The 12,806-nt window shown below is 55.2% G+C and carries 10 protein-coding genes and 1 pseudogene; 3 read left to right on the top strand and 8 right to left on the bottom strand.

The window, feature by feature from the left end; genetic code table 11:
- Positions 1 to 26: 26 nt before the first annotated feature.
- Positions 27 to 1,958: a methyl-accepting chemotaxis protein gene (locus FHC48_RS02010; protein WP_220418743.1), complete on the bottom strand. Its 1,932-nt coding sequence runs from the start codon at positions 1,956 to 1,958 to the stop codon at positions 27 to 29.
- Between the two features lie 236 nt (positions 1,959 to 2,194).
- On the opposite strand from FHC48_RS02010, the pseudogene FHC48_RS02005 reads away from it, so the two are divergent.
- Positions 2,195 to 3,424, top strand: a pseudogene (locus tag FHC48_RS02005) (EAL and HDOD domain-containing protein).
- 47 nt (positions 3,425 to 3,471) lie between these two features.
- On the opposite strand, the gene potD reads toward FHC48_RS02005, so the two are convergent.
- The 4 genes from potD to potA are packed head-to-tail and all read right to left on the bottom strand — an operon-like array spanning position 3,472 to position 7,280.
- The gene (gene potD / locus FHC48_RS02000; protein ID WP_059364134.1) at positions 3,472 to 4,506 is read right to left on the bottom strand and encodes a spermidine/putrescine ABC transporter substrate-binding protein PotD; all 1,035 of its coding nucleotides are present in this window, start codon (positions 4,504 to 4,506) and stop codon (positions 3,472 to 3,474) included.
- Positions 4,503 to 5,294 carry a spermidine/putrescine ABC transporter permease PotC gene (gene potC / locus FHC48_RS01995; protein ID WP_008500765.1) on the bottom strand — a complete coding sequence of 264 codons (792 nt, stop codon included), beginning with the start codon at positions 5,292 to 5,294 and terminating at the stop codon, positions 4,503 to 4,505. The genes potD and potC overlap by 4 nt, the downstream gene beginning before the upstream one ends.
- Positions 5,291 to 6,148, bottom strand: coding sequence for a spermidine/putrescine ABC transporter permease PotB (potB, locus tag FHC48_RS01990; protein WP_059364136.1), 858 nt, complete (start codon positions 6,146 to 6,148; stop codon positions 5,291 to 5,293). Before potB ends, potC begins: the two co-directional genes overlap by 4 nt.
- Entirely contained in the window at positions 6,132 to 7,280 is a 1,149-nt protein-coding gene (gene potA / locus FHC48_RS01985; RefSeq protein ID WP_185949895.1) for a spermidine/putrescine ABC transporter ATP-binding protein PotA, read from the bottom strand. The genes potB and potA overlap by 17 nt, the downstream gene beginning before the upstream one ends.
- Before the next feature lie 237 nt (positions 7,281 to 7,517).
- On the opposite strand from potA, the gene pepT reads away from it, so the two are divergent.
- Both pepT and FHC48_RS01975 read left to right on the top strand, forming a co-directional pair.
- Entirely contained in the window at positions 7,518 to 8,741 is a 1,224-nt protein-coding gene (gene pepT / locus FHC48_RS01980; RefSeq protein WP_023292767.1) for a peptidase T, read from the top strand.
- Positions 8,742 to 8,836: 95 nt separating this feature from the next.
- Positions 8,837 to 9,328, top strand: coding sequence for an REP-associated tyrosine transposase (locus FHC48_RS01975; RefSeq protein WP_059364139.1), 492 nt, complete (start codon positions 8,837 to 8,839; stop codon positions 9,326 to 9,328).
- Between the two features lie 90 nt (positions 9,329 to 9,418).
- Here FHC48_RS01975 and FHC48_RS01970 read toward each other — a convergent pair whose 3' ends face one another.
- From FHC48_RS01970 to phoP, 3 genes are all read right to left on the bottom strand, one after another.
- Positions 9,419 to 10,540 carry a cupin domain-containing protein gene (locus FHC48_RS01970; protein ID WP_059364141.1) on the bottom strand — a complete coding sequence of 374 codons (1,122 nt, stop codon included), beginning with the start codon at positions 10,538 to 10,540 and terminating at the stop codon, positions 9,419 to 9,421.
- Positions 10,541 to 10,631: 91 nt separating this feature from the next.
- Positions 10,632 to 12,095 carry a two-component system sensor histidine kinase PhoQ gene (gene phoQ, locus FHC48_RS01965; RefSeq protein WP_008500759.1) on the bottom strand — a complete coding sequence of 488 codons (1,464 nt, stop codon included), beginning with the start codon at positions 12,093 to 12,095 and terminating at the stop codon, positions 10,632 to 10,634.
- Positions 12,096 to 12,767: a two-component system response regulator PhoP gene (phoP, locus tag FHC48_RS01960; protein ID WP_025911763.1), complete on the bottom strand. Its 672-nt coding sequence runs from the start codon at positions 12,765 to 12,767 to the stop codon at positions 12,096 to 12,098.
- Positions 12,768 to 12,806: the final 39 nt, after the last annotated feature.

Raw genomic sequence — 12,806 nt, 5'->3', positions numbered from 1 at the left:
CACCCGCCGGGCGGGTGCCTTTTTATTTAAGAATGAAAGAACGCCAGCGTCTTCTCCAGCGATTTAGCCTGCTCGTCCAGCGAGAGCGCCGCCGCTGAGATCTGCTGAACCAGTGAAGCGTTCTGCTGGGTGGTGCTGTCCATCTGGTTGACGGCGGTACTGACCTGGCTAATCCCCCGATTCTGTTCGTCCAGCGCCTGAACAATGTCGTTGATGACCAGATGCACATGCGACACCGCTTCAATCACCTGTTTCATCATCACGCCGGTTTCATTGACCAGCTCAACGCCTTTGCTGACGCGGCCTGAGGACTCGGCAATCAGCTGAGAGATCTCTTTGGCCGCGTTGGCGCTTCGCTGCGCAAGGTTGCGTACTTCACCTGCGACTACCGCGAAACCGCGTCCCTGTTCACCTGCGCGCGCCGCTTCAACGGTAGCATTCAGCGCCAGGATATTGGTCTGGAAGGCGATGCCATCGACGATACTGTTAATCTCACCGATCTTGCGCGCGCTCTCATCAATCTCGCCGATCACCACGACCACGTCGTTCACCAGCGTTTCGCCATGCCCCGCAAGACTCGCGGCGCGATCGGTCAGCGTGGTCGCCTTGTGGGCGTTATCGGCATTGTTCTTCACCGTAACCGAAATCTCTTCCATACTGGCAGCGGTTTCAACAATCGCCGCCGCCTGTTCCTCGGTACGCGAGGCGAGGTCAAGGTTGCCCGCCGAAATTTCGCTGGTCCCGCCGTGCACGGAGTGGCTGGCTTCGCTGATGTTGTCGACGATGCGCTTGAGCTGCGTCTGCATGGTGTGCAGGGCATAAAAAATGCTGTGGGTATCTCCGGAGCGCACCGGGATGGTGTTGTTCAGATCCCCGCGGGCGACGGCCAGGGCGATCCCGGCGGCCTCGGAAGGTTCTCCCCCCACCGGACGGTCAACCTTGCGGGTAAAAATCTGGGCCATCACCAGGCTAACCGCAACGATGCTTAACACCATCATGACGATGGCCTTCAGTAAAAATGCGCGCGCTTCGGCCATCACTTCGCTGACCGGGGTGATGATGGCGAGTTTCCACGGCGTCTGGCTATTACCGACGGCGATCGCCTGCCAGGTGATAAACACCTCTTCTTTCAGCAGCGGATCGTTTACCCGAGTGACGTCATGTCCTGCAATGTGACCCGCGTAAGGCTTGCCTGCCGCACCTTTTTCCGGGCTGGACACCACGTTATTGCCCGCAGACAGGAGCAGGGCGTAGCCTGTGCCGTTCCACGGTTTAATGGCGCCAATCATGGACTGCAGCGTGGCGAGCGAGAAGTCAGAGGTGACTGAGCCCAGAAACTGACCGTCACGCATGATGGGGGCGGCAATTGAGGTGAGCATCACGTCCACGCCGTTGTAGGGGTAAATATAGGGTTCGATGATCACATCTTTATGCCGCTGTTTCGGCAACAGATAGTAATCGCCGCTGCCGGGCGTTTCGATGTCCGTCAGCAGGTGCAACGCCGGTTTGCCGGTGGCATCGCGGTCGACGTAGCGGGCGTAGCGCCCGGCAGGATCTTCGCCGCTCTGACCGGCAAAGACGGCATCTTTATCGTCAAACGCATTGGGCTCAAAGGCCATCGACATGGAGAGAAACGACGGGTGAGCCGAGAGGAAGTGGACGAGCAGCTGGTTCAGGCTCTGGCGGTCGGAAATGCCCGCTTCGCGTAGCGCGAGGGCGCTGCTGCCCATATCCCGGGCGGCAGTCAGGGCAGAATCCAGCTGTTTGCTGACCTGTAAAGCGTGTACCTCGGCTATCTGGCGGATATGGTTTTTGGCCAGCACCTCTTGCTGCGCCATCCATTGCCACATCATAAACCCGATCGTTGCCGTAAAGCCCACCGTCACGGTGAGGAAAATGGACAATAGCATCAACGTCTTGACTCTTATTTTTTGTCTTCGGACCATGGCGTCTTTCATTCTCATCTCCCGTAATGTCGTGCATGTCGGGCAGGCACAAAGTACTTATCGGATATTTCATCCCCTTTCTGTAGAGCGAAGGATATATTTAATTTAAATCCAGACGGTTAATTCCCGTTAATTAGTGTGGATGCTTTTATTTTGTGCATTCAATCAAAATAGTGCTCGATAAAACTCGTTATCGTCGTGTAGAAAGAGGATGCTAATAAATATAAAGTGGTAGAGGAGGATGGGATATGTACGGATTTATCGCGCGACAACCCATTTTTAACCCTGAAATGAATACCGTAGCCTATGAGCTGCTTTTCAGAGACGGGATGACAAATCGTTTTCCGGATGTGTCGGCAGAATATGCCACGTCCAGGATGATATCAGATCAGTTCTTATGTGTGCCGTCCCAGCGCATTGCCGGGGCACATACGTCGTTTATTAATTTCCCTTCAAGGATGGTTATTGACCGCAGTGGAGAAGCGCTTGATAAAGAGAGCGTGGTGATTTAAATCCTTGAAGATGCTGTGCCGGGGGCCGAACTGCTGCAGGCCGTCAGGGAGATGAATGCGCACGGCTATCAGTTTGCGCTTGATGATTTCACCCTTGCGCCAGAATGGGATGTTTTTTTACCCTATATTTCAATCCTGAAATTTGACGTCAGAAATTATACCTTAGCGCAAATTAAAGCGTATCTGAAAGCACGCAAACATCTGACCGGTCATATTAAATATCTTGCTGAAAAAATTGAGACTAAAGAGGAATTCAACCAATACAGAAACGAGGGATTTTCCCTTTTTCAGGGCTATTTTTTCTGCCGTCCGGAGGTCATTAAATATAAACGGCTGTCGCAAAATCAGCTGGCGATTTTTCGGCTGCAAATGGAGGTCGGACGCAATAAACCTGATTTTCGAATCATCGAGTCGTTGATAAAAACCGATCTCACGCTCTCTTATAAAATCATGCGCTATATGAAGCATACGGCGTTTAAACATGTCGGCGCCTGTAATTTCAGTAAGTTAACCCTGAGCGAGGTGCTCAGGTATCTTGGCGAAAACCAGCTCCGACGGTTTGTTGCCGTCGTGGTCCTCGCCAGTGCGGGCAATGACACCGTCAGCGAGCTTTACCCGCTGAGCATGATGCGCGGCAAATTCTGCGAACTGCTGGCTGAGACGATGAACGAACCTACTCTGGCTGAAAATGCGTTCATGTGCGGCCTGTTTTCTCTGCTCGATACCCTCCTGGAGCTTCCGATGGCAGAGCTGATGAAGCAAATTGCGGTGCCGCAGAGCGTGAGCAACGCGCTGTGCCACCAGGAGGGACGGTTAGCCGACATGATTAACCTCTGCCGTTACTATGAACAGCAGCGGTGGGACGAGGCGACCCGGGTTCGTCAGGCGCTGGGCCTGTCAGATGAAGAGGTGGTTGAGGCGATGCGAAAAGCGACGCTCTGGGCTGGAGAGAATACGGTCAGTTAATCCTTCCTCACGCCGCGCAGGCGGCGTGAGGAAGAGCGCGATACTGGTTAGCGGCCCGCTTTTAACTTCTGGTAATACTCTTCGTAGAGCCGGCTGGCGTCGCCGACATCGTTCTGCCACTCACCTTTGCTGATGGTTTCCGCATCCGGGTAGAGCGACTTATCGTTAGCCACTTCCGGCTTCAGCAGCTTGCGTGCGGCCAGGTTTGGCGTCGGGTAGCCAATCGTCTCGGCAACCTGTTTCGCCACGTCCGGGCGCAGCAGGAAGTTAATCAGCTTCAGCGCCCCATCCACATTTTTCGCGTTAGCCGGAATGGAGAGGCTGTCCATCCAGAAGATCCCGCCTTCTTTTGGCCAGACTACCTCAAGCGGCGTACCGGCCTGGCGGGCCACATACGCGGAGCCGTTCCACACCATCCCCAGATTCACTTCGCCTTCCATATATGGGTTAGCCGGATTATCAGAGTTGAACGCCGCCACGTTAGGCATCAGCTTTTTCAGCTCGGCATATGCCGCTTCAATCTCTTTAGGATCCGTCGTGTTGCCAGAGTAGCCAAGCTTGCGCAGCGCCACCTGGAAGACTTCGCGCGCGTCGTCGGTCAACAGCAGGCTGCCTTTGTATTGCGGTTTCCACAGATCGGCCCAGCTGGTCACCGACTTCGGATCGACGGCCTCGCTGTTAACGCCAATCGCGGTTGCCCCCCAGATATACGGAATGGAGTAGTCGTTATTTGGGTCAAACGGCTTGTTGAGCATCTCAGGATCGAGGTTTGAAAAATGGGTTAGCTTCGTTTTGTCGATCTTCTGGATCATGCCCTCTTTGCGCATTTTGTCGACAAAGTAGGTGGACGGAACCACCAGATCGTAAGCGCCATCTTTATAGGTTTTGAGCTTGGCGTACATGGTTTCATTCGACTCGTAGGTCGAGTAGATCACCTTGATGCCCGTCTCCTTGGTGAACTGCTCCAGCAGGCCCGGCGGCACGTACTCGGTCCAGTTGTAGAAGTAGAGCTTTTTGCTGTCATCAGCGTGTGCGGCACCCATACCAAGCACCAGCGCCGCAGCGGCGAGCATTTTTTTCATTTCATTGTCCCCTGAGATTTTGTTTTATCACGAGCAATAACCTGGCTGGCGATCACCAGAACCAGCGAAAACACCAGCAGAATGGTCGCCAGCGCGTTCACCTCAGGTGAAACGCCGACTTTCACCATCGAATAAATTTTCAACGGCAGAATTTCATAGCTCGGCCCGGTCACGAAGGAGGAGACCACTACGTCATCCATCGACAGGGTAAAGCTCAGCAGCCATCCGGCCGCCACGGCGGGCATCGCCAGCGGCAGGATGATTTTGCGCAGGATGGTCATCTCGCTGGCGCCCAGATCTTTCGCCGCCTCCAGCATGCGCACGTCGAACCCTTTCAGGCGCGCAAAGACGGTCACCACCACAAACGGCAGGCAGAAGGTGATATGGGAAAACAGCAGCGACCAGAAGCCAAGCTGTACGCCCAGCAGCATAAACAGCACCAGCAGCGAAATCGCCATCACGATGTCCGGCGACATCATCACCACAAACAGCATGCCGCTGACGAACGGCTTACCGCGAAAGCGATAGCGATAGAGCGCCACGGCGGTCAGGGAGCCAATCAGCGTGGCGAAGGTGGCGGAGAAGATCGCCATCGTCAGCGAGTGCTGAGCGGCCTGCAGCAGGCTGTCGTTGTTCATCAGCAGGCTGTACCAGTCGGTGGTAAAGCCCTGCCAGTTAATCCCAAAGCGCGAGCTGTTAAACGAGTTCACGATCAAAATAATGATCGGGATATACAGGTAAGCGTAAATGGCGGTCATGAAACCGCCGCGAAGCAGTCGACCGATCATTCGAGTTCCACCTTCTTGTTCAGCAGCCGTGAGGCGCGCCAGTAAACCAGCAGCATCAGACCCATCACCACCGTCAACGTAATGCTGGTGGCGGAGCCGAACGGCCAGTCGCGAATGTTGAGGAACTGACTCTTGATCACATTCCCAATCAGCAGGTTTTTCGCGCCACCCATCAGGTCCGAAACGTAGAACAGACCCATGGCCGGAAGCATGACCAGCAGACAGCCCGCGATAATGCCGGGCATGGTCAGCGGAATGATAATGCGGATAAAGGTCTGGAACTTGCTGGCACCCAGATCTTTTGCCGCTTCCAGCAGCGGTTTATCCAGCTTCTCAATGCTGGAGTAGAGCGGCATCACCATAAACGGCAGCAGGATATAGACCAGACCCACAATCACCGCACTCGGGGTAAACATGATGCGGATCGGCGTATCAATCACCCCCAGCCACAGCATAAATTCATTGAGGTAGCCTTTGGTGCTGAGGAAGATTTTCAGCCCGTAGATGCGAATCAGCGAGTTGGTCCAGAACGGCACAATCAGCAGAAACAACAGCAGCGGACGCACCTTTTGCGGCAGACCCGCGAGGAACCATGCGAACGGATAACCCAGCACCAGGCAGGCAATGGTGGCAATCAGCGCCATATTGAGCGAATGCAGCAGCACGTCAAAATAGAGCGGATCGAGCAGGCGCGCGTAGTTGTCCAGCGTAAAAACCAGCGAAACGAAGTTTGCGTCGTCACGGGTCAGAAAGCTGGTGGCGATGATCATCAGGTTGGGTAAAAAGACAAACAACACAAGCCAACCGACGATCGTGGCAATCACCACATTCTGGAACTTACTTGTGTTCTTCATCAGCCAGTACAACCTCCCAGCTTTCTACCCAGTTGATAACCATTTTCTGGTCGAGAGAGTGGTCGAAGTCCGGGTCGTCCTCGTTAAAGAACTCGCTGACCATCACCATTTTGCCGTTCTCCAGCTCGACGACAGACTCCAGCGTCATCCCTTTGTAGTTGCGCTCGCGGATATAGCCGATTAACCCTTCGGCCTCGGCATTGCCGTGGATTTCATCGACGCGCAGATCTTCCGGGCGCAGCAGAACGTTGAGCTTTTGTCCCTTTTCGACGGGGAAATTCACCGTGATGGCGCACTCGCGTCCTTCGACGCACGCGCGAACGCGCTGGTCGTCCAGACGCTCGATCACCGTGGCGTCGAAGATATTGATCTCACCAATGAAGCTGGCGACAAAGAGATTTTTCGGCTCTTCGTAGATTTCACGCGGCGTGCCGTCCTGCTCGATTTTGCCGTCGCGCATCACCACGATGCGGTCGGACATGGTCAGGGCTTCTTCCTGGTCGTGGGTGACGAAGACAAAGGTAATGCCGAGCTTGCGCTGCAGGGCTTTAAGCTCGTTCTGCATCTGCTTGCGCAGCTTGTAATCCAGCGCGGAGAGGGATTCATCCAGCAGGAGCAGACGCGGCTTGTTGACCACGGCGCGGGCGATGGCCACGCGCTGCTGCTGGCCGCCGGAAAGCTGATGCGGTTTTCGCTGGGCAAACGTCTCGAGCTGTACCATGCGCAGGGCTTCGGTGACGCGCGGTTCGATCTCACCCGCCGGGGTTTTTTGCATCCGCAGGCCAAACGCCACGTTTTCAAACACGGTCATGTGCGGGAAGAGGGCATAGCTCTGAAAGACAGTGTTGACGTGGCGGTCTTCGGCGGGAACCTGGGTGATGTCCTGACTTTCAAGATGGATATGGCCATTATCGACGCTTTCCAGCCCGGCGATAAGGCGCAGTACGGTGGTTTTGCCGCAGCCGGAGGGGCCAAGCAGCGTCAGAAACTCACCGTCATTGATGGTGAGAGTGAGGTCGGAAATGACGTCTTTGCCATCAAAACTTTTACGAATTCGTTCCAGTTGCACCAGCGGTGAACGTGAACGGGATTGTGTATTCAATTTTTGCGCTGTCCCATATAGACGCCTCAGGCAGCAGACTGAAGCGGGGTTTGTGTGTAACCACCTTGGTGACTCGTAATGAGGGCGGACATTCTACGGCAATCCCCCGCAATCGCCAATCCTTGTCACTGATTCATAAGCTACATTTACTAACGCACAACGATATAAACGGAAAATATTCTCGTTTGCGGGATAAAAGTGACCTGACGCAATATTTGCGTTTTGATGCTTATTGATAATGTTGTCACAAAAAGTGAGGGTGACTGCATGGATAAATTACTTGAGCGTTTTTTACAGTACGTTTCGCTGGATACCCAATCTAAGCCGGGTGTTCGCCAGGTGCCGAGCACCGAAGGCCAGTGGAAGCTATTAAACCTGCTTAAAGAGCAGCTTGACGCCATGGGGCTGGTCAACGTCACGTTAAGCGAGAAAGGCACTGTGATGGGAACGCTGCCAGCGAATGTCCCGGGCGACATTCCGGCGATTGGCTTTATCTCCCATGTCGACACCTCTCCGGATTTTAGCGGTAAACATGTGAACCCGCAGATTGTTGAAAACTACCGCGGCGGCGACATTGCGCTGGGCATTGGCGACGAAGTGCTCTCACCCGTCATGTTCCCGGTGCTGCACCAGCTGCTCGGTCAGACGCTGATCACCACCGATGGTAAAACGCTGCTGGGGGCGGATGACAAAGCGGGCATCGCGGAGATCATGACGGCGCTGGCGGTGCTGAAGGGCAACGATATTCCGCACGGTGATATCCGCGTGGCCTTTACGCCGGATGAAGAGGTCGGCAAGGGCGCGAAGCACTTCGACGTGGACGCCTTTAACGCCCAGTGGGCCTACACCGTCGACGGTGGCGGCGTCGGTGAGCTGGAGTATGAAAACTTCAATGCCGCGTCAGTCACGATCAAAATTGTCGGCAACAACGTCCACCCAGGCTCTGCCAAAGGCGTCATGGTCAACGCGCTGTCGCTGGCGTCGCGAATTCACGCGGAAGTCCCGGCGGAAGAGAGCCCCGAACAGACCGAAGGGTATGAAGGTTTCTACCACCTGACCAGCATCAAAGGCACCGTGGACAGCGCGCAGATGCACTACATCATCCGCGATTTTGACCGTAAAGCCTTTGAGGCGCGCAAGCGTAAGATGATGGAGATCGCTAAGAAGGTTGGTAAAGGATTACATCCTGACTGCTATATTGAGCTCATCATCGAAGACAGCTATTACAATATGCGCGAGAAGGTGATGGCCCATCCGCATATTCTCGATATCGCCCAGCAGGCGATGCGCGACTGCGATATTGAACCGATATTAAAACCGATTCGCGGCGGTACCGACGGTTCTCAGCTGTCATTCATGGGGCTACCGTGCCCGAACCTGTTTACCGGTGGCTATAACTACCACGGTAAACATGAGTTTGTGACGCTGGAAGGGATGGAAAAGGCGGTGAAGGTGATAGTGCGGATAGCTGAGTTGACCGCTAAACGCTAAAAAATGCCCGGTGGCGCTGCGCTTACCGGGCCTACGATCCGAATGTAGGCCGGGTAAGGCAAAGCCGCCACCCGGCAATGAGGCAAGGAGTGCCCATGTCAAACTACCGTCGCCATTACGTCCCCGGTGGAACCTGGTTCTTCACCGTCAACCTGCAAAACCGTCAGAGCGATTTGCTTACCCGCCATATCGATAGCCTGCGTTCCGCCACCTCAACGGTTAAGCGTGCGAAGCCCTTCACCATCAACGCGTGGGTTATTTTGCCTGAACATATGCACTGTATCTGGAGCCTACCGGACGGGGACAGTGATTTTTCCGCCCGCTGGCGGGATATCAAAAAGACATTCAGCCGCAGCATCGACATGCGCTATATCTGGCAGCCACGATTCTGGGGGCACACTATCCGCAACGAAGAGGACTACCGGCGACATGTGGATTACATTTATATCAATCCGCTGAAGCATGGCTATGTCAGTAAAGTCAGCGACTGGCCGTTTTCAACGTTTCATCGGGACGTGGCTGAAGGGTTGTATCCGGTGGATTGGGCAGGAGAGATTGAGGATTTTGCCGCGGGGGAGCGGAAGTGAAAAGCCGGGTGGCGGCTACGCCTTACCCGGCCTACAAAAGCTCGATCCCGTAGGCCCGGTAAGCGAAGCGCCACTGGGCACTAAAGCGACTCAGTCCTCAAAGAACCAGTACCCGCTGTTGACCAGCGCGGCCAGCATCGCGAGGAAGGACGGGTCTTCCAGCGCATCGCCAAAGGTATCCGCAGTCAGCACCAGATGGCTGGCAATCGCTTCCAGCGCCGGTCGGTGCGGAGAGTCCAGCTTCTCGCCGTTGACGAACACGTCCTCACCAATGCGCAGCACGCGCAACCCGCCCAGGCGCGTCAGCTTGTCGCCTTGCTGAAGCGCATCGTAAATCTCGTCCGCCTGATACGGCGGCTCCGGAGGCGCAACGTCCAGCTCGTGGCGGGACTGGCTGATGAACTCGCCAAACCACTGACGGAAATGTTCCGGCTCGTTGATCAGATCCAGCATCATGCCGCGCAGCTTATCCAGCTCCTCAGGCAGGATGTCTGCCGGGTGCTCACGCGCAGGCACGTCGGGATCGCTGTAACGATAGCTGCCCAGCTCGCGCTGCAGAACATAGTCGGCAAATCCGCTGATCATCTCGCGGCCGCTTGGCGCGCGGAACCCGACGGAGTAGTTGAGGGAGTTCTCCAGGGAGTAGCCTTCATGAGGGAATCCCGGCGGGATGTAGAGAATGTCGCCCGGCTCCAGCTCTTCGTCGATAATCCCGTCAAACGGGTCAACCTGAAGCAGGTCCGGATGCGGGCAGTGCTGCTTCATCGGCACTTTTTCGCCCACGCGCCAGCGGCGGCGGCCCGTACCCTGAATGATGAACACATCGTACTGGTCCAGATGCGGGCCCACGCCGCCGCCCGGCACGGAGAAGGAGATCATCAGATCGTCCATGCGCCAGTCGGGCAGGGCGCGGAACGGACGCATTAATGCGGCCGTCGGCTCATGCCAGTGGTTGACAGCCTGTACCAGCAGCGACCAGTTGTTTTCACCGAGATGATCGTAGCTTTCGAAAGGACCGTGGCTAACCTGCCATTTCCCGTCCTGGTGGCTGACCAGGCGGCTGTCGACTTCGTTTTCCATGGCCAGACCGGCCAGCTCGTCAGGCGAGATAGGGTCGACAAAATTGCTGAACCCGCGTTTCAGAACGACCGGGCGTTTTTGCCAGTAACGTTCAATAAACTCGGGCCAGTTAAGCGTTAAGTGATAATCCATATTTTTTTATTCCGCAGGCTCTTACTGACTCGGATTATAACGGAAGCTCAGCCCCCCGGCTGCGAGATCCTCGCATTTTTCACATAACGGGTTAACTATCGTTCGAAGTGGGCTGCTGGCGACCAAAAATGACCTCCATTCGCGCGCCGCCCAGCAAACTTTCGCTGGTTTCGATTTTCCCGTCGTACTGGTCGACAATCTCCCGGGCGACGGCTAATCCAACGCCCTGGCCAGGACGCAACGTATCGGCGCGCTGACCGCGATCGAACACCACATCTCGTTTATTGCGCGGGATCCCCGGGCCATCATCCTCCACGATGATATGCAGTTCGTTATCCGTCTGGCGCGCCGACACTTCCACGAACTCCAGACAGTATTTGCAGGCGTTATCCAGCAGGTTGCCCATCACTTCCATGAAGTCATTTTTTTCACCCACAAAGCTTATCTCTGGCGAGATATCGAGGCTGATATTCACCCCTTTACGCTGATACACCTTGTTGAGGGCGGACGTGAGGTTATCCAGAAGCGGGGCGACCGGATGCAGCTCGCGGCTCAGCAGGGCGCTACCGGAACGCATGCTGGCGCGGTGGAGGTAATAGCCAATTTGCTGGGAAATACGGCTGATCTGCTCCAGCATCACCGGCTCGGCATCGTCGACGCTCAGCTTCGAACTGCGCATGGAACGCAGGGTGCTTTGCATCACCGCGAGCGGGGTTTTCAGGCTGTGGGTCAGATCGGTAAGCGTGGTACGGTATTTATCATAGCGTTCGCGTTCGCTTTTCAACAGGCGGTTGAGGTTTCGCACCAGGCTGGTGAGCTCGCGGGTGGTTTCCGGATTTAGCTTTTCGCGATGATGTTCTTCCAGCTCGCGAACCTCTTTCGCCAGTGATTCAATGGGGCGCAGGCTCCACCACGCCGCTATCCACAGCAGCGGGATCACCAGCAGCAGATTTGCCGCCAGAACGTAGATGAACCAGCTCCAGACCATATAAGAACGCTTCAGCTCGACCGGAATGGTGTCGATCACCACGATGGTCAGCTGCGGCATGTTTAGCGTCGCCGGATAGAGGTTAATCGCAACGGAGTGCGTCATCTCCGTTTCGGCGTCGTCGGCGCGGATCTCGTTCAGCTTTTGCTGCAGGGAACGATCTTCACGGATCAGCGAGCTGGTGGTGTTGAGATCGGCTTCAATTTCGTGAAACCCGTTGGTTTTAAGCCACTCCGGACGAATGCTTTTGACCAGCCACGGAATGTCGCGCTGCGCCCACAGCAGCTTTCCCTTTTCGTTGTAAATCAGGGCGAGGGTGGGGCTTTGCTGATTAAGGTTTTCCGGCATTTCGACGGTGATTCGGTTGTCTTCCCATTTCGCAAGGGTATAAAACAGATTGCTTTCGCCGCGTAAGAGACGAAAGGTCGTTTTATCGAAGCTGACGCTGTACCCCACCAGGGCGACCATGCCGTAGGAGAGCGACAGCACCAGCACCACCGCAGCCGTTGCCAGTAAAAAACGAACCCGCAGTGAGAGGGGCAGAAGATGACGCAAAATCCGTCTCATTTAGCGTAATTCAAACAGGTAGCCCTGACCGCGGACGGTGGTAATCACATCCTGCGGGTACTGGGCCTGAATTTTCTTACGCAGTCGTCCCATCAGCACGTCAATGGTATGGCTCTCGCGCAGTTCAGCGTCAGGGTAGAGCTGAAGCATTAAAGAATCTTTACTCACCACCTTGCCGCTGTTGCGGATCAGCGTTTCCATAATCGTATATTCGAATGCGGTCAGCTTGATGACTTCATCGTTAATTGAGAGCTCGCGGCGGGAGAGATCGACCTGGAAAGGCGGGATGGAAATAACCTGCGACGCCAGCCCGCTGTTGCGACGGAGCAGCGCCTGCATGCGGGCCGCCACTTCTTCAATATGGAACGGCTTAGTGACGTAATCATCTGCGCCCGCGCTGAGCACTTCAACTTTATCCTGCCAGCCTTCACGAGCGGTCAGCACCAGAACCGGCAGGGAAACATCGTGGCTGCGCCAGCGGCGAATCAACGACAGGCCGTCTTCGTCAGGCAACCCTAAATCGACAATGGCGATATCCGGCAGGTGTTCATTGAGATAATAATCGGCTTCTTTTGCATCTTCAGCATCGTCCACCTGATGTCCCATCTCCTGAAGCTGAACCTTCAGGTGATGGCGTAGCAATGCGTTATCCTCAACAACCAGTACGCGCATCATCTTTTCTCCCAGAATAAATAGTATGAATAGTTTAAC

The sequence above is a fragment of the Enterobacter sp. EC_50 genome, from assembly GCF_019584525.1.
Lineage (GTDB): Bacteria > Pseudomonadota > Gammaproteobacteria > Enterobacterales > Enterobacteriaceae > Enterobacter > Enterobacter roggenkampii.
This window is presented reverse-complemented; position numbering and strand designations above follow the sequence as displayed.